We start from the raw sequence: 23,321 nt of genomic DNA on the forward strand, positions 1-23,321 counted from the left end.
TTAGTAAGTTAACTTAATTTCTCTGGGTTGCTGAGCACTATGTGCATGATCTTGGCCAGCATATACAAATAAATTATGAAATAATCTACGACCTAGTTTATTTTTAGGTAGCATGCAGCGTACAGCATGTTCTATCATACGCGTAGGAAATTCTTCTCTAAGCTTACGAGGTGTAGTTATCCGCTGGCCTCCTGGGTAACCTGTATGAGAAATATACTGTTTATTATCCCACTTCTTACCGGTCAACCTTATCTTTTCTGCGTTGACAACTACAACATTATCTCCACAATCTATATGGGGAGTAAAATAAGGCTTATTCTTACCACGTATAATAGCAGCTATTTGGCTAGCTAATCTTCCTAAAGTTTGGCCTTTGGCATCAACAAGAATCCAAGATTTGTCGATGGTTTGCTTATTAGCTGATTGTGTTTTATAACTTAATGTATCCACTTTTTATGTACAGGCTATTAAAATATACTATAAGCTTATTAATTGGGGTTGCAACAATTAACAAAACACCCAATAGAAAGCTAAGTCATCAAATTTAAATAATTTATCTAACTTATCAAGCAGATTTTATAATTTATAGTTTCATTCAAGTGTATTAACTAATCAAGTATAACTACAAAGGCTGCTTAGTAAAGCCACTAAATTATTAGTTTTTGCGCTGAAATGCAACATGAATGAGGGCAAAAGCTGCTTCTAAGGGGCCTAACAAATAAAATTTAATAATTTTAAATAGATATTCCTTTAGCTAGGTTCTATGTCAATTTAAGGAAGCATACACATTACAACTGCTCTATTAGTTCTATACATGCCTACCATCTTTGAACTCCGCACACGTACTACCTATACGTTAGTGTGCACTTATACAATTATTTATACTGAAGGATAAATGTAATTTTACCAGTAGAAGTGGGTGCATAAGCTATATTGTTACTTGTCTTACTAAAAGTCAGCTTAGCAACCTCATCTTTGTACAACTGTTCTACTAATGGGCTTACCGTCTTTTCTAAGGTTTTTATAGCAATAATTTCTCCTGAGTCATCAATTATAATTTCAAATACAAGCCTACCAATCTCGTTTGTATCATCTTGTGGGTGTGGCACAGTATCCCAGATCCAACCCACCAATTCTAACGAAGCACCTGTTCTTTTATCTTCACTAGGCTTATAAATCCCGCGGCTGTCAATAGATGGCTGTTCTTCCTTTTTTTGTTCGATTTGTGCAGGAATATCTTTAACTTCCTCTAGTGCTTGTTCTTGTGGTACTATCTCTGGACTGCCTTTTTCAGTAGGTAATGGTATAGGCGCATCCTGAGGAGTAGTTGGCTCAACATCAACTTCTTGGGTTATGTTAGGCAAGGCATCTTGTATTTTATCTACAGCAGCTTCTTTGGTAGGCTGATTCAATGTTTGATGGAAAGTTTGCAGATCTAATTCAATTTTATAAGCTGTACTAGAACCTATAGCAGCATGGTCTGTGGATAAATAATAAGCAGCTAAAAGAAGCAATCCATGAATAGCCACTGACAAAATAAGGGCTAAGCTATCGTTTAAATTTTGTTGCTTAGTATGCTTCATTATCAATCAGGCCTAGTAGCTACAGATACTTGTGCATGTAGTGAATTGGCTATATCAATGACTTGAATCATATGCTGGACAGGTATAGACCTATCTACCTGCAGAAGAATTAAGTTAGATTTTTGAGAAATTTTTTCTTGTAATATACTACCAAGATCTTCTAGTTTTACAGGCTCATTATCTATATAATAATCAAGCTTTGAGGTAATAGTTATTTGGATCTGTGGACTTAGTGTATTAGCACTATGACTAGCTGGCAAATCTACTACTAGGCCTGTAGGTGTCACAAAAGAAACTGTAAGCATAAAAAAGATCAACAATAAGAATACAATATCAGTCATAGAAGACATGCTGAATTGCGTATTGACCCTATGTCTAACTTTAAGCTTCATTGATCCTCTTAGTCTGTTGTAGTTTATAAGATTCTTGTACAATTTCTATAAGCTGACTAGCTGTTTGCTCTATTTTATAGCTAACTCTTTCTACATTAGTAAGTATATATTTATAGCTTATGTCTGCTAAAATCCCTACAACTAAACCAGCGGCCGTAGTAATCATAGCTTCATATATACCGCCAGCAAGCAACTGAGGTGTTATAGCTGTAGTGGTATGAGCCATAGCCATAAAAGCTTGAATCATTCCTAACACGGTACCCAAGAATCCTAACATAGGTGCAATACCTGCTACAGCTCCAAGCAAAGATAAATTTTTTTCTAGTCTATAAATCTCAGTTTGCCCAGCAAGTTCCATAGACTTCTCTAAGTTTTGAGGCTCATGAGGTAAATTTTCAAGCCCTGCTTGAATTACACTTGTAATAGCTGTATGCTTTTGCTCACAAAGGAGTTTTGCTTCTTCTATATCCCCAGTAAGTATTTGATTATAAAGGTTATTCAGCCATTTTTGAGAGACTTTGCCAGCCTTATTTAATATAATCAACCTTTCTATCAGTGCATAAAGTGTTAAAATGGATAATAAAAAAATAGGAACCATCACCCACCCACCTTTCAGTAAAAGTTCTAAAATAGACATAAATTTAATTTGGCCTTTTTCTAATATACTTTGCATACCCACTTATCAATATAACAGGGCATACAATATACATAAATTTTAAACTATAACTTGTTTAATATTTCATTACCCATACACTTTCTCCATAAGATGTTCTTAAACCTTCTGCTTTGTGCGTAGCTTCTTCAAATGTTTTCTCTTGAGCTACAGCTACACGAACAAAATAATGATCTTTTGTAGGAGTAATAAGTTTTACATGGGTTCCATGTTGTACAATTTTCTGTGCATAATCCATTGCCAAGTCCATATCAATATGACTAGCAACTATCACATAGTAGAGGCCTTTAGGGGCATTGATAGTCATAATAGGAGGCTCCTCTTCATTGATTTCCTCTTTTTCTACATTTTTATGATCAAACTCACCAGCCCTTAACTGCTCGATAAAGCTCGATGGTTTACGTTCTGGCTTTGCAATAAAGCTATCAGAAATTTTATCTAGTTCTGCTAATGCGGCATCATCTGAATCTGCCGGTTGGCCTTTTTTGGTAGCTGCTTCTTGAGACTTCTTAGCAATAACAGTGTCTTTATTTTCCTTTATTTCAATTTTTGGCTTTGTTGATTCTACTGTGGTAGTCTTAGTGACATCTACAGTATTAGTATTAAACATTACGTCCTCGGTTTCCTCCTCTTCCATCTGTTGATTTTCTAAGGTATTGGACATAAAATCATTTTTAGTATTGGAAGATGGACGTTGGAATAACCAAAAAACAATACCTACACCTATGATAAGTACTATACCAGCAATAATAATAGTTGTTTTAAGCCATTGACTATTGCCTGTAGACTCTATAGGCTTAAACTCAGCTTTAGGTAAACCAAAATCATTGTTATTTTCACTTTGGGGTTTATTATTAGTATCTACAGCCATGATCTATAATTTGTTAAACAATAACATAGTTACTTCAAAAGTAAACATTTTTTATAATGATTTTATCATCATTAATTCCATTTTTTTATAATCAATAATATATAAGGTCAAATATATATTTATTTTCAACAGAAAATTATCAAACAACATCAGTATATCATTTACCTTCTATCTTTACTTAATGCAAATAATTCTTGGTGGCGGAAACAGTTAACTAAGTGATCATTGACAAGTCCTGCTGCTTGCATATAAGCATATACAGTCGTACTACCCACAAACTTAAAGCCACGCTGTTTCAAGTCTTTAGAGATCTTTTCAGCTAATGGAGTATATGCCGGCACTTGGCTAATAGCATTCCAATAGTTAACAATAGTCCTACCTTCTACAAAATTCCATATATAATTATTAAAGCTTCCAAATTCATCTTGAATCCTTATAAACTGATTAGCATTACTAATACTAGCCACAATTTTACTTTTATTGCGGATAATTGATGATTCGTTACAAAGTTGCTGGATTTTTTCTTCTCCAAAAGAAGCTACTTGATGCACATCAAATTCAGCAAAGTGTTGTCGATAACCTGCCCGCTTACTTAACACAGTAAGAAAGCTCAATCCTGCTTGGGCATTTTCTAAAACTAAAAATTCAAAATGTTGCTGATCATTATATATAGGTACGCCCCACTCTTCATCGTGGTAACGTATGTAAAATTCAGGTGGCTTAACCCAATCGCAACGCTTTTTATCAAGCATAATTTTAAATGAATCAATTATAAAAGGTTAAATATAAAGGTAAAACTTTTAACTTTATCCCCTTCATAATAATATAAAACATTTTAAGTTTAATTCTTCAAATTAAGGTAAGTATGTTACATAACTTATTACAGGAAAAAAAAGGAATCATATTTGGTGCATTGGATGAGCATTCAATTGCTTGGCAAGCTGCACGTAGTATAAAAGCCGCAGGTGGAAACTTTGTCTTAACCAATACACCAATTGCCCTAAGGCTAGGCAAGCTAAATCAATTAGCAGAAGAATGTCAAGCAACCATCATTTCTGCTGATGCTACCGTAGTAGCTGATTTAGAAAATTTATTGGAACAAGCTATGACAGTTTTAGGCGGCAAGATAGATTTTATCCTTCACTCTATTGGCATGAGTCCTAATGTAAGAAAACAGCGTTCATATGGCGATCTTAATTATGATTGGTTTTTAAAAACACTAGACATCTCTGCTTTATCTTTTCATAAAATATTACAAACTGCAGAAAAATTAGATGCTATGAACGAATGGGGATCTATTGTAGCCCTTTCATATATTGCTGCACAAAGAACTTTCCCAGATTATTCTGATATGGCAGAAGCAAAGGCCATGTTAGAATCTATTGCCAGAAGTTATGGTTATAGATTTGCCAAAAATAAAAAAGTTCGCGTTAATACTATTTCTCAGTCACCTACTCATACTACAGCAGGCAGTGGTGTGCCTGGGTTTGACAAATTCTATGAATATGCTGAACGTATGTCTCCATTAGGAAATGCTAGTGCAGAAGATTGTGCAAATTATATTGTACTAATGTTTTCTGATCTAAGCCGAATGGTAACCATGCAAAATCTGATGCATGATGGAGGATTCTCAAGTGTTGGCATTACAGAGCAGATTGTAGATACATTGTAAGCTAGCTGCATAAATGGCAACATAGCTTAAGAGTATTGTTAATATTAATTACAGTAAGATAGCTCATATTGTATTTCATAATACCTCTACGCTATGTTGTCATATTATATTTCTGTTTTATCAAGCAAAAGTAGTTTAGCTTGATTTACCAATTTACCATATAAGATATAAGAAAGATTACTTACAAAAGAGTTTAAAAAGAGTAAAATTTACACACTTATACCAACTCTCATCCATAAGGCAACCCACATAACTGCCCTACTCTGCTCCTACAAAAACCAAGTAAAGATAGCCTAGCAGATGCTCTTCCAGTTTTGGAAATGACAAAATCCATAACCAGGACTGAAAATTTGGTATTGTTAAATTGGGATAGGATTAGTAAGTTAGAGGAAAAAGTATGAATTGTCCTCGATGTAATAATACTCAAAGCTGTAAAGATGGAATTGTTAGAGGTAGACAGCGCTACCAGTGTAAAAGTTGCCGTTTCCCTTACACAGTTAGTCACAAATCAGATGTTAAACCTGTATCTACTAAGCGAAAAGCGTTGCAATTATACTTAGAAGGATTAGGATTTCGAGCTATAGGCCGTATACTCAACATAAGCTATGGAACAGTCTATCAATGGGTAAAAGCATGTGGAGATCAAGTAAGTTTACCAGAAAGACAAGATCAAGTAGATATAGTCGAGATGGATGAAATACACACATATGTGGGTTCAAAAAAGTCTACTGCTGGATATGGATAGCTGTTGATAGATTGAGCAAGCGTTTTATATCATATGTGTGTGGAGATCGCTCGACACAAACCGGATTGAAGTTATGGGAGCGCGTCAAGGATATAGGCAAGCTGTATTGTAGTGATTATTGGAAAAGCTACCAGCAGTTTATTCCAAAAGATAAACACCGACAAAGCAAATCAGAAACTTATACAGTGGAAGGATATAATAGCTTAATGAGGCACTATTTAGCAAGATTTAAGCGTAAAGGAAAATGCTATAGCAAACAGGTGCACATGATAGAAAAATCGCTCAACCTGCTAATGGCCAAGCTAAATAATCAGCTGCCTATCTTAATTTAACAATACCAAAATATAACAATTAATAGATGTCCATAGCAAAGGTGGTTTAAGCTCAACTGAGTCAGCAATATAATTGTTAGCACTAACGATAGTATAATAGTATATAAGAAGATAGCATAAGAAAGCTCTTTGAAAACATAAAAGTTCCTGAATAAGTTAGGTGTATACTAGCCAAACCTAGGACACAGGATACACTATTGTGCTTTATATACTATATAAGAAAAAGCTGCAAAGGAGCTATAATATGTTTTAACAACCAAAGTAAAAAGGGAACAAAGATAGTTGTTATTATCCAGGCAGGATTAAGAATTTAGGATGATACATCTCATTGCTCAAATACGTTTAAGGTAAGCAATTAGCTTTTGCCGCGGATGCTCATAAAAAGTAAAAAAGTAAATTACAGAAAAAACAAGCATTATATTCAAGAATGTTAGCTTTTATTCTACAATTAAAATTAAATAGAAGCCAGTATCATTCTATGAATAAGCCTATATCGTTTCACAATAGAACAAACATATACGCATATGAAAAAGAAAAAGAAGCAGTATGAACCTAAGAGAAAGTACTTACAAAAGTGTGATTAATAAGATTTTTTTCTAAGTTTGCACTTTAAAAATAGGAATAACTTGGGTTACTTGCTTGCATTTTAAAAGCTTGAAATATTTATATAGGCACTATTAAAGGTTGTAGTAACTCAACTATAATAGAATTAAATCAACCGTTCAAAAATTACAGCAAATATTGCTAAAATGGACTTAACTTGCTAGTTTAGAAATTAGACTGAATTAAAACATTGCTAAATGGATTTGTATAAGGGCTTGCATTGGATCAACCAGTATAGATTTGGTATTTTACTACTTATTAGCTGCTTATGCTCGCAGCATGAAGCAGTGGCCAAAACACAGGAAGACAATTTTATTTTACATCATATTGGTGATGCTCATGAGTGGCATTTTGCTACAATTGGTAAAACTCATATTACTCTTCCCCTTCCTATCATCATTATTTCCAAAGATCGTGGATTAGAGTTTTTTTCTTCTAATCATTTTTGGGACAAGAACCACAACAGAGTAGCCTACAGAGGTTATACACTAGATAATCATGATAAAATTATAGCACTTAAGCCAGCTCATCATTTCTACGACTTATCTATTACTAAAAATGCAGCTTCGATGTTTATAAGTGTAATTGTGCTTGTAGCAATTATACTTTCAGCTGCCAAGCGTTATAAAAGGAATGTATATAGAGTGCCTAGGGGTTTTTGGGGGCTGTTAGAATTAATAATTTATTTTATTAGGGATGAAATAGCCATTCCTAATATTGGCCAAAGTATGTATATGCGCTTTATGCCCTATTTGCTTAGTATATTCTTTTTTATTTGGCTCAACAACCTTATGGGCCTTTTACCAGGGGCTGCAAATGTAACAGGCAATATATCAGTAACACTAGCATTAGCTTTATTTACTTTTGTTATTACCAACGTACATGGTAATAAATACTATTGGGGACATGTGTTTAACCCACCTGGGGTTCCCAAATGGCTTGCTCCTATTATGGTACCAGTAGAAATATTGGGTTTATTCACCAAGCCATTTTCACTTATGATCCGTCTTTTTGCTAATATTACAGCAGGCCACATTATACTTTTAAGCATAATTGGACTTATCTTTACTTTTCAAACTGTGTTAGTAGGAATGGTAAGTGTACCTTTTGGTGGCTTCATGTTTTTGTTAAAACTAGTGGTTGCCTTCTTACAAGCTTATATATTTACACTTTTGTCTGCTATATATTTTGGTATGGCAGTAGAAACACATGATTAAATCATGTATAGATGTTTAATTTATATAAACTTTAAATATTTGTATAACCTTTAAAATAAATTTCTTATGAATTATCCTGTATTGTTACTTGATGCAAGTTTAGCATTGTTGGGAGCTGGTATTGGCGCTGGTATTGTAGCATTAGCTGCTGGCTTTGGTATTGGTAAAATAGGCAGCTCAGCTATGGAAGCTATTGCTAGGCAACCAGAAGCTAGCGGTAAAATACAAACAGCTATGATTATTGCTTCCGCTTTAATTGAAGGAGTAGCCTTATTTGGTGTACTTACTTGCTTGCTAATTGCTACAAAATAGATATAATTAAAAGCAAACCCTTTACAATATGGATTTAATAACACCTGATTTTGGGATTATCTTTTGGCAAACAATAACGCTTCTATTTGTCCTTTTTATTTTAGGTAAATTCGGATGGAAACCTATCCTGCAAACACTTAAAAAAAGAGAAACGCATATAGAAGAGGCGCTAAAGGGTGCAGAAGAAGCTAAGCAGCTATTAGCCCAACTGAAATCAGAACAAGAAAAACTGTTAGAAAAATCTAATAGAGAAAGGGAGAAGATCATTAGTGATGCAGTAGCTACTAAAAATGATATTCTTGAAACAGCACAAATGGAAGCCAGGCAGTTAAGTGATAAAGTATTAAAAGAAGCAAGAGAGGTTATTAATACAGAAAAAGAAATAGCTTTTGGCAAACTTAAACACGAAATATTCCTAATATCTGTGCAAGTAGCTGAAAAATTACTGGAAAAAGAATTAAATACCGAAAATAAACAAGAAGAGTTAGTACGTAGGCTAATAAAAGAAACCCACCTTAACTAAGGTAATTCTTGTTAGCTGATAATGGTATTACAATAAAACTAGGCACTAACCTCAAAATCAAAATGTATACTTCAAACATACAAGTGGCGTCTAGATATGCTAAATCTTTGCTCAAACAAGCTATAGATATGGGTGTGCTAGACCATGTGTATAAAGATGCCTTGTTTTTTAAAAAAGTTGGTAAATCTCATAAAACTTTGTTCCGTGTTTTACATAATCCTATTATAAAAAATGAAACGAAGCTAGCTATTTTAACTAGTATCTTTCAATCTAGGATACATCCGTTAACTTTTCATTTGTTAAAACTGTTAAGCCATCGAAAAAGAGAAGGGATATTACCTACCATTATAGATACGTTTTTGGAACAGTATTATATTTATAGAGGTATCAAAGCTGCCAGTGTCACAACAACCTTTAGATTGTCTGATGATTTAATTAGGTATTTCAAGAATCTTGCTAAATCCTTAGTGCCTTGTAAAGAAGTAATATTAAAGGAATATGTAAACCCTTCTATCCAGGGAGGGTTTGTACTTCGTATAGAAGATCAACAACTTGATAATAGTTTAGCAACTAGGTTACATAAATTAAAAAAGCAGTATTCTATAGCTGAGTATTAATTAAATCTTTTTGCTAATTCTAAATTCTCATTATTATAAATAAAAACCTATGGTAGATTTACAACCTGATGAAGTAGCCGCAGTGCTTAAGCAACAGCTAGCCCACTTAAAAACAGATACTGAATTAGAGGAAGTAGGGACTGTACTGCAAGTCGGTGACGGCGTAGCTCACATTTATGGTTTAACTAAAATACAAGCAGGAGAGCTTGTCGAATTTGAGAATGGTAAAAAGGCAATAGCACTTAACCTGGAAGAAAATAGTGTGGGAGCAGTTATTTTTGGAGATGCAGAGGGTATTGGAGAAGGTTCTACTGCCAAGCGGACTAAGAGAATTGCTTCTATTCACGTAGGAGAAGGAATGATAGGACGTGTGGTGAATACATTAGGTGAGCCTATAGATGGAAAAGGACCTATTAAAGGGGAATTATATGAAATGCCTTTAGAACGCAAAGCTCCAGGTGTACTTTATAGACAACCTGTTGCTGAGCCACTTCAAACAGGCATTAAAGCCATTGATGCTATGATTCCTATTGGAAGAGGGCAGCGAGAGCTTATTATTGGAGACAGGCAAACTGGTAAAACTACGCTAGCAATAGATACTATTCTTAATCAACGTACTTATTTCGAGCAAGGTAATCCAGTTTACTGCATTTACGTAGCTATAGGACAAAAAGCCTCTACCATAGCAAGCGTTATGGCTAGCTTAGAGAAGTATGGTGCTATGGAATATACTACCATAGTGGCTGCACCTGCAGCAACTGCTGCATCACTTCAATACTTTGCACCTTTTACAGGTGCTACTATAGGAGAATATTTCCGAGATACGGGAAAGCCAGCTCTTGTTATTTATGATGACCTATCCAAACAAGCAGTAGCATACAGAGAAGTCTCTTTACTGCTACGACGCCCACCAGGCAGAGAAGCTTATCCAGGAGATGTCTTTTATTTACACTCACGTCTACTAGAGCGAGCAGCTAAGATAAACGCGAATGATGATATAGCTCAACAAATGAATGATCTACCTCCTTCGCTAGAAGGTAAGGTAAAAGGAGGAGGATCATTAACAGCACTTCCCATTATAGAAACTCAAAATGGAGACGTTTCAGCGTATATTCCTACCAATGTAATTTCTATTACAGATGGACAGATATTTTTGGAATCAGCCTTATTTAATGCAGGTATTCGTCCTGCTATCAATGTAGGGATTTCTGTATCACGTGTAGGCGGAGCAGCACAAGTTAAGGCAATGAAAAAGGTAGCAGGAACACTAAAGTTAGATCAAGCACAATTCCGAGAACTAGAAGCCTTTTCCAAATTTGGTTCTGATTTAGATGTAGCCACTCAAAGAACGATTGACAGGGGAAGAAAAAACCAAGAGATACTTAAGCAAGGTCTGCATCATCCATTAACGTTAGAAGAACAAGTTTGCATTTTATATGCTTCTACTAATGGGTACTTGGATAAGATATCTTTATCTCAAGTAACAGAATTTGAAAAGTCCTATTTATCGCTTTTAAAATCTCAGCATAAAGGTGTACTAGCTAAAATTGCAGCCGGTGAGTGGTCTGATGGAATTGCACAGGTATTAGCTGAAGAAGCAAAAAACTTAGCTCAGCTCTATGTAAATGATACTTCTATTAACAGCTAAGTGTGTTTAATTTTTATTTAAATAAGTATGCCTAATATAAAGGAGATTGTTAGCCGTATTAATTCTGTACATTCTACCCAACAGATTACTAAGGCTATGAAAATGGTAGCTGCTGCTAAGTTAACAAAAGCGCAGCATCAGCTGCTACAATTACGTCCTTATGCAGGAGGGTTGTCGGATATTCTCAACCATGTCATTTATAGTACGGAAGCAGAATTAACTAAACATTATACTCAAAAAAGAACAATACAGAGGCTTATGCTAGTGGTTATAAGTTCTGATAAAGGGCTTTGCGGTTCTTTCAATGCTAACATTATAAAAAATACAGAAGCATATATTAACCAGTTCAAAGATCTCTTGCCTACTCAAATTGATATACTTGTAATTGGCAAAAAAGCACTCAATTTTTTTCAAAAGAAAGACTATAACCTTATTACCACTTATACAGATCTAGCTGGCCAATTACAGTTTGAAGATATCAGTGAAGTTGCAAGCTTTATTATGGATGCTTTTCTTAACTATACTTACGATCGAGTAGAATTAATCTATAACTTATTTGGAAGTGCCGCTAGTCAGTTTGTGCAACTAGAACCTTTTTTACCTATTGTCCACCCAGCATCTCCTAGCCACAATAACCATGTAGATTACATTTATGAACCTTCTAAAGCCAGTTTAGTTGAAACGTTGATTCCAATGACTTTAAAAATACAATTATATAAGGCATTACTGGAATCTGCTGCTTCTGAACATGGTGCAAGAATGACAACTATGAGTAAGGCAACTGATAATGCAGAAGAATTACTTAAATCACTTCGTATTACTTATAATAAAACCAGGCAGGCAGCTATTACTAATGAAATACTAGAAATTGCTGCTGGTGCAGAAGCACTTTCTCAGTAAATTAAATTTATGTTTGGCAAAATTCGGTCTATTAGATATAGTAATTTTAAAATATCAAATCTATAAAGAGTATTGTTAAGCAAATTAGGTTTATTTTAAAATTACTTTAGATATCTGCTGAACAATATTTTTAAAAAAAACTACGACCAACTACTTATCTACTAGGCCGTGTCAACAAATAGTCCACAAAGAAGAAGCATCCAAATAAATACCACCTGAAAAGTTGGTCGCTAGCCTATTATAGCACGTGACTATAGCCCTATATTGCTTTAAGTGAGCAAAGTAATGATCTATCAAGTACCTCCATTTACAGAGCTCCTTATCATAACATCCCTTGTTTTTATGATTAGTCTTAGATGGTATGATTGCTACACGATTGCTCTCTTGTAAGCTAGCTAAGACTCTCTTTTGTGCATAATAATCCTTATCAGCCAATAAAGCAGATGCATTTACTTTCTCCACTAATATATCGACTCCTTGCAAATCATGTACCTCTCCACCTGTTAGGTGCAAGGCAATACGCCTTCCTTTTCCATCACATAATACATGTATTCCTGTACCCGTTCAGGGGTCTACATCCTCTAAATTTAGCTTAGAAACCCCATTTTATTTACCAAGCAACTTTTAAATCTACTTTTTACAGTTGGTATATAGTGGCTTTTATACTTGGTAGCTAGTTGTATTTACATATATGACTGGGGTTTTTCACCTAAAAACAACGGTTTTGTCTTTGGTAGACCCCTGAACGGGTACGTATTTTTGTACTCAATCCTGCTCGACTGTGGCCGATCGCTTGTTTGCTAAGGCTTTTTCCCCGCTATGCTGCTGATAGAATTTAACAATAGTAGAATCAAGCATGTGATATGTATTATCGCTCTCTTGTGAAAGAATCTCAAATACTTTTTGCCAAACACCCTTTTTACTCTATCTAGCGTAACGTATATGAGCCACTCTAAAAGCTCCAAAGCCTTCAAGGTAAATCACGCCAAAATATAACAGCGCGGTAACGGTATAGCATTGCCTCAACTATTATCAGCTGTTGGTACTACTGTTCCTGCTCTGTCTGGCAAAAGGCCTCTGTCTTTTCCCATTGCTGGTCTGTTAGTGCATAGCCTCGCATATAAACCTATCATTATTAGATCATAATACCTCTACTACACTATTCTCCTCTCTTATATCTAATTTTACATACTCTTTTAATTGTTGACACGCCTTAGTTAAAAGTGGTCTATCAACCTATTCGAAAATACTAGGCTTTTTCTAAATCCACCTATAAATAGATTTTACAGGGTTTTAGAAGAGTATTATTGTTGAGCAAGCATGTATAATATATATCTTAAGAATACTATAACAACAGTTGGTGGTTATAGTTTATTGGCAATATTATGGAAGATTTAAGAATATTGTTAGCAAAGTATAGAGATTTCTTCTGCTTTTTATAATAAAGTTACTAATCACCATAACAATATATTTGTCTAAACTATCTATTAGCAAGCATAAAAAAAGCTGTCCATAATTCTTTATAGACAGCTTTTTGAATTTAATAGGTAATGGACAAACTAATTGTAGTCTGGCCACTTTAAGATATTAATATTATAATACTTCTTTTTCTTGCTTTTCTTGCTCTTCAGTCAACTTATTGTATCTGACACTTAGCTTGTTAATAGCTACCAGCCAGCCCACAAGTATTACAATAAGGATAAAGAAAACGTGGTATCTTACATTTACTATTAAATTATCCCCAAAGAGAGGCACCAAGAACATAGTTAAAAGAAAAGATCCTAGACTTTTTCCTAAACGTGATCCTACACCATCTACAGCTGCTTTTCCTCTTACTTTTGATTCTTCGTCTAACGGTATATAAGCCCGCTCTTTAGTAGGATCAAACAGTATATACTTTGCTGATTTAATAAATACTACATTAGCTAATCCAAACATAACAGCCATCATAATAGGTGTTGTATTGAGCATCGTAGTTACTGCACCAAGCGAATCTTGGAAATATAAGAATGAGAAAAATACTATTGTACATACTAGAGCTACCACTGGTGTAAAGGAAGCAGCAAAACGCCAGCCTCTATTCATAATAGGAGCTGAGAAGAAAACGGTGAGGATAATAGTAGCAATACCACCATAAATTCCCTGTGCCCCATATATTACAGCAGAAATGCTTTGGTCACCTGTTATGTTTAAAAGTTCTTTTATTTCTGCTTTCCAGATAGCCTCAAAAAGACTAATAAACATATTATAGCTTAACACTAATATAGATATAAGTGCTAAGTATCGTGATTTAGCTAAGAATTGAATAGATTCCCAGAAAGTGGTTTTTACTTTTTTCTTCTTAGGCTTTTGCTCTACCTGATAAATAGTTGGGTTTTTTCTAATGTCTTGTGCAAAGATGTTGTAGATAACTAATAGAACAGCCACAAATACAACCACAAAGCCTAATAAAGCATTAAAATTATTTTTAAAAGTTGTGATCATAGTACCTGCTATTATTAGACCTATACTGGCGCCTATAGACAGGAAACTGTAAAAACGCTTAGCTTGGTAAATTGGTGTGATTTCGTTCACAAATGTCCAAAAGAGCACGCTTAAAGCTAATGTACCCCAAGCCTCAGCATTGATATATAACAGTGATAAAGGCCAATATCTAATAGCGTCCCATAAACCTAAAAGTCTAGGCATACTTTGTTCTAGGCTGTCTGCTAAATTATCTAATCTCAGGCTCTCTAAATTAGGAATTAGGAAAAAATAAGTTATACCAAAAAATACTAAAAAGTAGGCTATAACTATGTTAAATCTAGTATCTCGGCTTACTCCTTTACTGATTTTAGAATAAAGGATAGTTAGCAATATAATAGATGGCATTACACCAAATACTTTTAGATAATAGATAACTTCTGCACCTGTATTTTGTAGGATAAACATATCCTTCAAACTCCTCAATATTGAATAGTTAAAAGAAATGATGAAAAAAATTGATGTAAGTGGAATAAATTTCCTTAACTCACTAGTATAAATTGGGAATATAATACTGCGTATCTTCCCAAACTCCTTATTGTTTTCCATATTTTAATTATCGAGTTTAAACATATTATTTAGCACATAACTACTAAATAGCCCATTTTCTGCCTATTTGCTTCTTAATAATATAATAAATTGAGTTGAGCAAATTATCTATAATAACCTACAATTTGTATCTAGAGCTACCTTCTAATGATATAAATATCATTGAAGGAACCCTAGTTAGCAATATTTTCAAACAAAAGCAATCTTTTTGTGTAATTATTATTGATTTTATTCAATAATACATAAAAAATAGCCTTTACTAAGCTAATAGTAAGCAACAGTCTACATGTATATAATTGATCAGTATAGTACTAGTATATGAGCCTAGTTTTTATAACAATCTCACATAGATGTCTCTATTTACCAATATATAAGTTGACATAATTATTTGGCTAGTACCTAAATACTTTAACTACATCTTTAGACTTACTTTAGGTCGTGTCAACAAATAGTCCACAAAGAAGAAGCATCCAAATAAATACCACCTGAAAAGTTTATTGCTAGCTTATCATAGCACGTGGCTATAGCTCGATATTGCTTTAACTAAGCAAAGTAATGCTCTATCAAGTACCTCCATTTACAGAGCTCCTTATCATAACATCCCTTGTTTTTATGATTAGTCTTAGATGGTATGATTGCTACACGATTGCTCTCTTGTAAGCTAGCTAAGACTCTCTTTTGTGCATAATAATCCTTATCAGCCAATAAAGCAGATGCATTTACTTTCTCCACTAATATATCGACTCCTTGCAAATCATGTACCTCTCCACCTGTTAGGTGCAAGGCAATACGCCTTCCTTTTCCATCACATAATACATGTATTCCTGTGCTCAATCCTGCTCGACTGTGGCCGATCGCTTGTTTGTTAAGGCTTTTTCCCCGCTATGCTGCTGATGGAATTTAACAATATGTAGAATCAAGCATGTGATATGTATTATCGCTCTCTTGTGAAAGAATCTCAAATACTTTTTGCCAAACACCCTTTTTACTCTATCTAGCGTAACATATATGAGCCACTCTAAAAGCTCCAAAGCCTTCAGGTAAATCACGCCAAAATATAACAGCGCGGTAACGGTATAGCATTGCCTCAACTATTATCAGCTGTTGGTACTACTGTTCCTGCTCTGTCTGGCAAAAGGCCTCTGTCTTTTCCCATTGCTGGTCTGTTAGTGCATAGCCTCGCATATAAACCTATCATTATTAGATCATGATACCCCTACTACACTATTCTCCTCTCTTATATCTAATTTTACATACTCTTTTAATTGTGTGACACACCCTAGTATACATGCCTAGCTATTTCTATAATCTATAAAGCATTACCAGAACCTTAAATCACCCATCCATATAAAAATTAAAATTACTTATTATCCATATTTTTAGTTAAGTAAGATGACACTCCTTCACGTGTAGCTTGCATACTTTCTTGTCCTTGTGTCCAATTAACAGGACAAACTTCACCAAATTGTTCTACATGATGCCACATATCTGCAATGCGTAGTAATTCTGCAATGTTTCTACCAAGCGACAACTCATTAATAGACTCATGTCTTATTATACCTTGTTTATCTATAAAAAAAGTACCCCTATAGGCAACTGGTAGACCGGAAAAACTAAAACCACCTTCCTCATCATACTCCCACTCCCCTCCTAACACTCCGTAGTTAGCAGATATGGTTTTAGCTATATCAGCAACAATTGGATAAGTAACTCCCATGATTCCCCCTTGATTCCTTGGTGTATTGAGCCATGCTATATGCGTTTCTTCTGTATCAGTAGAGCAGCCTACTATTGCTACCCCTTTTTGCTCAAATTCACCTAACGCATTCTGAAACGCTATGAGCTCTGTGGGACAGACAAATGTAAAATCTTTAGGATAAAAGAAAAATATTACCTCTTTTTTGCCTAAATATTGTGCTAAAGAGAAATCTTGAACAATTTCTGTTCCATTAATTACTGCTGGCGCCCTAAATACTGGAGCCTTTTTACCTATCATTGCCATAGTACTGTTTCTTTTAAAAATTATTGAATTGACAAACACAACTAATGTGCTGACTTAATATAGATCTATAGTATTTACTAAACAATATTAATTACAAAATAGTATAGCATGCAACAATAAGTGGCAAGTAGAGGTAGAATCTGCTGTTTTAAAATAATAATAGAGTTCTTCCGAAACTTAACATAAAAGTTCATAGTTATAAATTCCAGCAATAAGATTAAAGCGTAGCCCAAATCTTTTTCTCCTATTTCTGTAACGCTCCGCTAAAATTTTAAACCGCTTGAGCATACCAATTATATGCTCGCTAAGCACCCTTTGGCTGGCTAATTGCTGATTACTCCTCTTATCGGCTTTGGCCAAAGGATGCTTTTTACTGCGTTTTTTAGGCATAAGCGATTTGTCATGTAGCCTCTTTAACCCTTGATAGCCTGTATCTACTATGGCTTGACTATGCTGGCTTATATGTACCTTAGATTCCTTAAACAAGCGAAAGTCATGCCGCTTTCCATTTGAAAAACTACTACATATTATGGCTCGCGTTTGCTTATCGACAACCAGTTGCGTCTTTAGTGTATGTCGTTTCTTTTTACCTGAGTAGTAATATCGCTGCTTTTTTTAGGCCGCTCAATGGGGCTCTCTGTAACATCTATTAAGATTACTGCATATTCCATATCGCTTTTTAACAATGCTTTACGGCCTGGTAAAGTGAATTGACCACTTTTAATTAACGCCTCTTCAATAAAACGGATGGTATAATAGCAATTACTCTCACTTATTCCATAACTTTTTGAAATATGGAAGTATGTGCGGTATTCTCTTAAATATTCTAAAGTCATTAAAAGCATTTGTTCACAACTCAGTTTATTAGGCCGCCCTCCTTTAGCTTTCTTTGTTTGAATGGCTTTCTGTATGATAGCTAACATTTTGGCAAAGGTCTCAGCCTTTACGCCTGTTAAGCGACGGAATTCTTCTGGCTTTAAGGTTTTTAGATGACTGTTTTCCATTAATCTTTCTGTTTTTTTTATCCCTAATTTATACATTTATGCTTATTCCTTAGGTTTCAGAAGATCTCTATTGAACAATAAATATAGCTGTGTTTGTTAATACGACTAACTAAATTTATCTTCGAATTCCATTTCAGGTTATGGATATACACAAGTAACTTTTTTACTTTCCTTATATATGCCTACGTTATTTATGATTATTGCTACCTTATTCTGGGGTGCTAGCTTTTTATTTATTAAGTTGGCTTTGCAAGAAATTTCTACTGCTTCTTTTATTTTTTTAAGGTTTCTTGTAGCAACAATCTCTATGGCTCCTATTATGGCCTTTTCCTCTATCTCATTAAATAGGAAAGTTGTCAAGCAAGGAATCATATTAGGACTTTTGCAACTAGGTATTATATTTTTACAAACGCTCGGTTTAGAAACTATATCTGCTTCTTTATCAGGGTTTTTAACTGGGCTTTATATAGTATTTATTTTAGTTATTCAATTTATTAGACAGAGGCGGATACCTAGTTTTACAGATATAGCAACTTCAGTCGCTTGCTTAGGTGGGCTAGGTTTGCTTACACACAATTTTGAAGTCACCAATGGAGTAGGTGTTTTGTATACTATTGGATGCGCGCTTTGTATGGCTTTATATATTTATGCTTTAGATGCTTACTCAGCCAACAACAATGCTGTCCTATCAACTTTTATACAAATGGCAAGTATAACAGCATTTTCTAGCATCTTATTTTTGTTACCAGGAAATAACTTGCAAATCCCTACTCAACCAATAACATGGATTGCTATTTTATTTTGTGGTATTTGTTGTTCTAGTATAAGTTTTTGGTTACAAAATAAGGCACAGAGGCATTTGGGTGCCTTTAAGGTATCAATCATCCTAATGTTAGAGCCTATATTTTGCACTATATTTGCTTGCTTTATATTAGGCGAGAAGCTCTATGCAGAAGCTTATATAGGCATCATTATGATCCTTGCTTCTATAGCAGTTATTAATGTAAGGCTAAAAGAAGTAGAATGATTATATACTCCGCCTCTTTTATAGAGTATATTTTACCTATTCTTACAATCTATAAAACCGAAAGCAAGTCCCCAAGTCAATAAGCTTTCTCAAAAATAAGAACTAGTCACCTTATATCTATAACTTCGGAAGCTCCTTTACTATAATCATTTTATAATTGATTAAAATTGATTCTTTAACATCTGAATAAACCATAAGTGTTCTTTCTAACGAATATTTATCGTAATTGAATAGACTTAATGGGCTTTACTTTAGCAATAATAGATATAGCAACTAACAGTACAGCACTAACCAATATAAATAAGAGCAGATTAATAACTACAATCGTCTTATAATCCCATGCAATTGGTACATAAGCTATATAATAATACGTAGGATCTAACTGCAGAATTTTAAAATAATATTGTAAAAATGCTAAACCAATACCTATTAGATTTCCCCACCACATACCTTTTAAAATTAAATACATATTGTTCCATAGCAGTATACGATATATTAAACTATCAGTGGCTCCCATGGTTTTAAGTAATCCTATCATGTTAGTACGCTCCATAATTTGTATAAGCACAATAGAAATTATATTAGAGTTGGCTACCAGCAAAATAAGTATTAAGTATATCAATACATCCTTTTTCATCATAGCCAACCAATCATAAATTGCCGGATAAGCTTGTTCAATATTTTTTACATCTAAGTCATAGCCGAGCCAATCAAGAAATTTATCTGTTAATAACGTATTATGATGTGGCTCTTTTAAAAATATATCATACCCTCCGACCAAGTTATCGGGCCAATTATTAAGATGTTGCAATAACTTTATATCGCATAAGGCTATTTTTTCATCTAACCCTTCCAAGTGGGTCGTATATAAGCCTACCACTTTTAATTTTCGGTAGCGAGGAGTTTCTTGCAATATGCAAATGGTTACTTGATCTCCAATCTGAACATTAAGCTTTGCTGCTGTTGTAGTACTTAATACAATTTCATGGTTGTATTTAGATTGTCTGGGTGTCATTAGATTTCCAGCTACCAAATAATGAGTAAATGGTGCGTACTTAGCTTGAGGCTCTACGCCCTTTAATATTATACCTTCTAAATTTTCTTTACTTTGTATAAGTACTGTCTTGTGAATAAAAGCCTGAATAGATTTTATATGATTTGGAAAAGCTTCTTGGATCCCTTGTACTTTACTGGTAGGTATTGGCGGCTCTTCAATAGATCTGCTCAAAGAATATTTGAATACCTGATATTGGCCTTGAAAGCTTGTAAGTTTTTCCTCAACATTTTTTTGAAAACCATTGATGACCAGAAATGCTAGAAGTAATATAGCAAGCCCTAGTGCAACGCTTAGCATCCCTATCCTTTGAGCAAGCGTGGTAAATGCTTTCTTATTAGCTTTTCTTATTCTTCTAGCAATGAAAAATGCAGTATGCACAATGGATATTATTTGTTTATTATTTGTTTATTATTTGTTTATTATTTGTTTATTACTAGTGTAATATATTGAAAATCAAATATTTACTTTTACAAACTTAAAAACTTACAGAACTTTCTAATTTAATAACATAGCTATAAATATTTAACTAGCATAAGGTAAAACTGTATAAAAATAAGCAATATTTAAGGTTTAGAAAGAGATCTATTACAAGGCGCTTATTATAAAACAAACTCTTAATAAATTTGTAGCCTAATAAAACTCCAACTTACCACTATTTTAAAATTATATTTATGCGTAATTATATTTATAAAATTACTAGCCTGCTATTGATTATCATATTAGTAACTAGCTGTGGAAATAAAAAACAATCGGAGGACTCTAAGAGACTCGCTGAGAAAAAGGCATTTACTGAAAAAGATAAGCAACTACTAGATGAATTAGAGAAGCTACGTCCTGTAAATAAACTAGCAGAACAAGAACAAAAACAAAGAGGGAAATTAAAAATGGGGGGAATAGCTACCACTGATCCATTACTTTTTTTTAGAAAAATGATTCTAGAGGAAACAAAAGGAGAAATTGAAGAACAAGCCCAAACAATAAAAAATCTTAAACTTCAAATAAAAGACATAGACACTGGTAATTATACTGGCTACCGCACAAAGACAAAGGAAGATTTAGAAAGAGATTTACAATACGAGGAGAAATTATTAGAGTTACTCAAGCTTAGAAAAGAGTATTTAGAACATTCTATCCAAGCTGCTGAAAAGGAAAAGTAATATCTGTATACTTTATATAACTTACTCTATTATCTATACGTTGTAGCAAAGGAGCTTTTATAAAGCTCTTTTTTTTGTAACTTGGCAAAAAACTTTTATATGAACGTAGAAATCATTAATCAATCCCATCATCCGTTACCTGCATATGCTACAGAAGGCGCTAGCGGATTAGATATAAGGGCTTATATTCAAGAAAGCATTACCTTACTTCCTTTGCAGCGGGTGCTAGTAAACACAGGCTTGTATATAGCCTTACCTGAAGGTTTAGAGGCACAAATAAGACCTAGAAGTGGATTGGCCTTTAAGCACGGCATAACTGTTCTTAATACGCCAGGGACCATTGATTCTGATTATAGAGGCGAGGTTAAGGTATTGCTTATCAACCTTTCTGACCAACCTTTTACCATCCAAGATGGAGAACGCATAGCCCAGTTAGTAATAGCACCTTATATAAAAATAAGCTGGTCATCAGTAACTAGCTTATCAACAACAGATAGAGGTGCGGGAGGATATGGTAGCACAGGTATTCAATAAAAGATAATATATAAGGTTACCATGCTTAATCTCATTATACCTATGGCTGGAAAAGGCAAGCGGCTGCTTCCACATACGCTTACTACTCCCAAACCACTTATTCCTATAGCTGGCAAATCAATAGTTGAACGCCTTTTAGAAGAGATAAATTTAATATATCAAGGCCCTATTAGGCATATTGGCTTTATAGTAAAGGACTTACCAACCAGTATCAAGTCTCAACTAGAAAAGATGACCACCGAGCTAGGTGCACAAGCTCATTTTTATGAGCAATCAGAGGCACTTGGTACAGCCCATGCTATTGCATGTGCAGCACCATTGCTACAAGGACCAGTAATTGTTGCATTTTCTGATACTTTATTTAAAGGCAGCCTCCCATTAGATGTCAGTAAAGAAGGAGTTATCTGGGTCAATAAAGTAAAAAATCCTTCTTCTTTCGGTGTAATCCAAGTTGATTCAGACAATTTAATAACTGACTTTGTAGAAAAACCTACCGAGTTTGTTTCTGACCTAGCTATCATTGGTATTTATTATCTTAAAAAAGGTGAAATACTTTTACAAGCTATCCAACATATTATAGATCAGCAGATTTGTAAGGGAGGAGAATACCAACTTACCAGTGCTTTAACCTATATGCAACAACAAGGGCACCAATTTAGCACACAAACTATTGATGAATGGCTAGACTGTGGTAATAAAGAAGCTTGTTTACATACCAATCAACGCTTTCTGCACTTTTTACAAAATACAAAAGGCATGGTAGCCAATTCTGCAGAAATTTACAACAGTACTATTATACCTCCTGTGTACATAGGAGAAAAAGTAATACTTGAACATACGGTATTAGGCCCTTATGCTTCTGTAGGCCATAATACACATATTAAGGGTTCACGTATTACAAATAGTATTATACAAGAGCATACTAACATTGATAAAGTTATACTTACCAATTCTATGATAGGCAACCATGTACATATAAAAGGCAAATGCACAGAGATTGATACAGGAGACTATAATACCATTATTTTTTAAATTCCTTAATTATATTTTAAAGTAGATTTAAAAATCAATAGATAACAAGGGCCAGCTTACTTTTACTTACCAACCATCAATATTATTAGGAACCTATTATTGAAGCATATGTAGATAAATTTTGAAAGGTTTCAGCAAGAAATTGGTAAATGGTAAAATCTACATACTTTTAATATGCAAAACGAGCAACCGCCGCTAGTTTGCTTTATATAAGCTCTAAAGATATATACAGGCTGCAAACAGCGAAAAAGGAATTACATAAGAACAATGCAAACTCAGCGTCATATAAAATTCTACTTATATACGATAATTCTATTTATGATATTGGGGATAATGCAAGGATGTCAA

22 protein-coding genes and 2 pseudogenes are annotated in these 23,321 nt (G+C 34.1%); 12 read left to right on the plus strand and 12 right to left on the minus strand.

The window, feature by feature from the left end:
• The 6 genes from rplM to AASI_RS00280 all read right to left on the minus strand — a co-directional run bounded on the left by rplM (position 1) and on the right by AASI_RS00280 (position 4,271).
• Positions 1-450: a 50S ribosomal protein L13 gene (gene rplM / locus AASI_RS00255; protein WP_012472277.1), complete on the minus strand. Its 450-nt coding sequence runs from the start codon at positions 448-450 to the stop codon at positions 1-3.
• A 425-nt stretch (positions 451-875) separates the two neighbouring features.
• The gene (locus AASI_RS00260) at positions 876-1,583 is read right to left on the minus strand and encodes a hypothetical protein (RefSeq protein ID WP_012472278.1); all 708 of its coding nucleotides are present in this window, start codon (positions 1,581-1,583) and stop codon (positions 876-878) included.
• Positions 1,584-1,585: 2 nt separating this feature from the next.
• On the minus strand, positions 1,586-1,975 hold the full coding sequence (locus AASI_RS00265) for an ExbD/TolR family protein (RefSeq protein WP_012472279.1): 390 nt from the start codon (positions 1,973-1,975) through the stop codon (positions 1,586-1,588).
• The gene (locus tag AASI_RS00270; RefSeq protein WP_044282680.1) at positions 1,965-2,648 is read right to left on the minus strand and encodes a MotA/TolQ/ExbB proton channel family protein; all 684 of its coding nucleotides are present in this window, start codon (positions 2,646-2,648) and stop codon (positions 1,965-1,967) included. The genes AASI_RS00265 and AASI_RS00270 overlap by 11 nt, the downstream gene beginning before the upstream one ends.
• A 58-nt stretch (positions 2,649-2,706) precedes the next feature.
• Positions 2,707-3,519 (minus strand): SPOR domain-containing protein, encoded by an 813-nt coding sequence (locus AASI_RS00275; protein WP_012472281.1) that lies wholly within the window; start codon positions 3,517-3,519, stop codon positions 2,707-2,709.
• Between the two features lie 161 nt (positions 3,520-3,680).
• Positions 3,681-4,271, minus strand: coding sequence for a DNA-3-methyladenine glycosylase I (locus AASI_RS00280; RefSeq protein ID WP_012472282.1), 591 nt, complete (start codon positions 4,269-4,271; stop codon positions 3,681-3,683).
• A gap of 113 nt (positions 4,272-4,384) precedes the next feature.
• On the opposite strand from AASI_RS00280, the gene AASI_RS00285 reads away from it, so the two are divergent.
• The 8 genes from AASI_RS00285 to atpG all read left to right on the plus strand — a co-directional run bounded on the left by AASI_RS00285 (position 4,385) and on the right by atpG (position 12,088).
• Positions 4,385-5,191: an enoyl-ACP reductase FabI gene (locus tag AASI_RS00285; protein WP_012472283.1), complete on the plus strand. Its 807-nt coding sequence runs from the start codon at positions 4,385-4,387 to the stop codon at positions 5,189-5,191.
• A gap of 397 nt (positions 5,192-5,588) precedes the next feature.
• Positions 5,589-6,268 (plus strand): IS1-like element ISCaa4 family transposase gene (locus AASI_RS07815; RefSeq protein ID WP_148204900.1). Its coding sequence is split into 2 segments (ribosomal slippage): positions 5,589-5,907 and positions 5,907-6,268, totalling 681 coding nucleotides; the frame shifts between segments, so codons are not numbered across the junction.
• Positions 6,269-7,068: 800 nt separating this feature from the next.
• Entirely contained in the window at positions 7,069-8,088 is a 1,020-nt protein-coding gene (gene atpB / locus AASI_RS00300) for a F0F1 ATP synthase subunit A (RefSeq protein ID WP_012472285.1), read from the plus strand.
• Positions 8,089-8,154: 66 nt separating this feature from the next.
• Complete coding sequence (atpE, locus tag AASI_RS00305; RefSeq protein WP_012472286.1) at positions 8,155-8,400, plus strand: ATP synthase F0 subunit C; 246 nt, start codon at positions 8,155-8,157, stop codon at positions 8,398-8,400.
• Between the two features lie 28 nt (positions 8,401-8,428).
• A complete protein-coding gene (gene atpF, locus AASI_RS00310; RefSeq protein ID WP_012472287.1) occupies positions 8,429-8,923 on the plus strand; it encodes a F0F1 ATP synthase subunit B in 495 nt (164 codons plus the stop codon).
• 8 nt (positions 8,924-8,931) lie between these two features.
• Complete coding sequence (gene atpH / locus AASI_RS00315) at positions 8,932-9,540, plus strand: ATP synthase F1 subunit delta (RefSeq protein WP_012472288.1); 609 nt, start codon at positions 8,932-8,934, stop codon at positions 9,538-9,540.
• A gap of 49 nt (positions 9,541-9,589) precedes the next feature.
• On the plus strand, positions 9,590-11,188 hold the full coding sequence (atpA, locus tag AASI_RS00320) for a F0F1 ATP synthase subunit alpha (protein WP_012472289.1): 1,599 nt from the start codon (positions 9,590-9,592) through the stop codon (positions 11,186-11,188).
• 27 nt (positions 11,189-11,215) lie between these two features.
• Complete coding sequence (gene atpG, locus AASI_RS00325) at positions 11,216-12,088, plus strand: ATP synthase F1 subunit gamma (RefSeq protein WP_012472290.1); 873 nt, start codon at positions 11,216-11,218, stop codon at positions 12,086-12,088.
• Positions 12,089-12,259: 171 nt separating this feature from the next.
• Here atpG and AASI_RS00330 read toward each other — a convergent pair.
• From AASI_RS00330 to AASI_RS07830, 5 genes and pseudogenes are all read right to left on the minus strand, one after another.
• A pseudogene (locus AASI_RS00330) lies at positions 12,260-12,646 on the minus strand (transposase); the annotation flags it as partial.
• A gap of 1,035 nt (positions 12,647-13,681) precedes the next feature.
• The gene (locus AASI_RS00335; protein WP_012472291.1) at positions 13,682-15,160 is read right to left on the minus strand and encodes an Npt1/Npt2 family nucleotide transporter; all 1,479 of its coding nucleotides are present in this window, start codon (positions 15,158-15,160) and stop codon (positions 13,682-13,684) included.
• A gap of 441 nt (positions 15,161-15,601) precedes the next feature.
• Positions 15,602-16,345, minus strand: a pseudogene (locus AASI_RS07825) (IS5 family transposase).
• Between the two features lie 175 nt (positions 16,346-16,520).
• Complete coding sequence (locus AASI_RS00350) at positions 16,521-17,162, minus strand: peroxiredoxin (protein WP_012472294.1); 642 nt, start codon at positions 17,160-17,162, stop codon at positions 16,521-16,523.
• 177 nt (positions 17,163-17,339) lie between these two features.
• A protein-coding gene (locus AASI_RS07830; protein ID WP_148204990.1) for an IS5-like element ISCaa3 family transposase occupies positions 17,340-18,166 on the minus strand; the annotation gives its coding sequence in 2 pieces (ribosomal slippage) (positions 17,340-17,779 and positions 17,779-18,166; 828 coding nt in all).
• Positions 18,167-18,344: 178 nt separating this feature from the next.
• Between AASI_RS07830 and AASI_RS00365 the strand changes: the two genes are divergently transcribed.
• A complete protein-coding gene (locus tag AASI_RS00365) occupies positions 18,345-19,193 on the plus strand; it encodes a DMT family transporter (protein ID WP_012472296.1) in 849 nt (282 codons plus the stop codon).
• Positions 19,194-19,410: 217 nt separating this feature from the next.
• Here the strand turns inward: AASI_RS00365 and AASI_RS00370 are convergent, their stop codons facing one another.
• Positions 19,411-20,628 (minus strand): ABC transporter permease, encoded by a 1,218-nt coding sequence (locus AASI_RS00370; protein ID WP_012472297.1) that lies wholly within the window; start codon positions 20,626-20,628, stop codon positions 19,411-19,413.
• A gap of 293 nt (positions 20,629-20,921) precedes the next feature.
• Between AASI_RS00370 and AASI_RS00375 the strand changes: the two genes are divergently transcribed.
• The 3 genes from AASI_RS00375 (at position 20,922) to AASI_RS00385 (ending at position 22,973) form a co-directional block, all read left to right on the plus strand.
• Positions 20,922-21,407, plus strand: a complete 486-nt coding sequence (locus tag AASI_RS00375) for a hypothetical protein (RefSeq protein WP_044282685.1) — start codon at positions 20,922-20,924, stop codon at positions 21,405-21,407.
• A gap of 99 nt (positions 21,408-21,506) precedes the next feature.
• A complete protein-coding gene (gene dut / locus AASI_RS00380; protein WP_012472298.1) occupies positions 21,507-21,941 on the plus strand; it encodes a dUTP diphosphatase in 435 nt (144 codons plus the stop codon).
• A 21-nt stretch (positions 21,942-21,962) separates the two neighbouring features.
• A complete protein-coding gene (locus AASI_RS00385) occupies positions 21,963-22,973 on the plus strand; it encodes a sugar phosphate nucleotidyltransferase (RefSeq protein ID WP_012472299.1) in 1,011 nt (336 codons plus the stop codon).
• The last annotated feature ends 348 nt before the right edge of the window (positions 22,974-23,321 follow it).

This window comes from Candidatus Amoebophilus asiaticus 5a2 (assembly GCF_000020565.1).
GTDB lineage: Bacteria > Bacteroidota > Bacteroidia > Cytophagales > Amoebophilaceae > Amoebophilus > Amoebophilus asiaticus.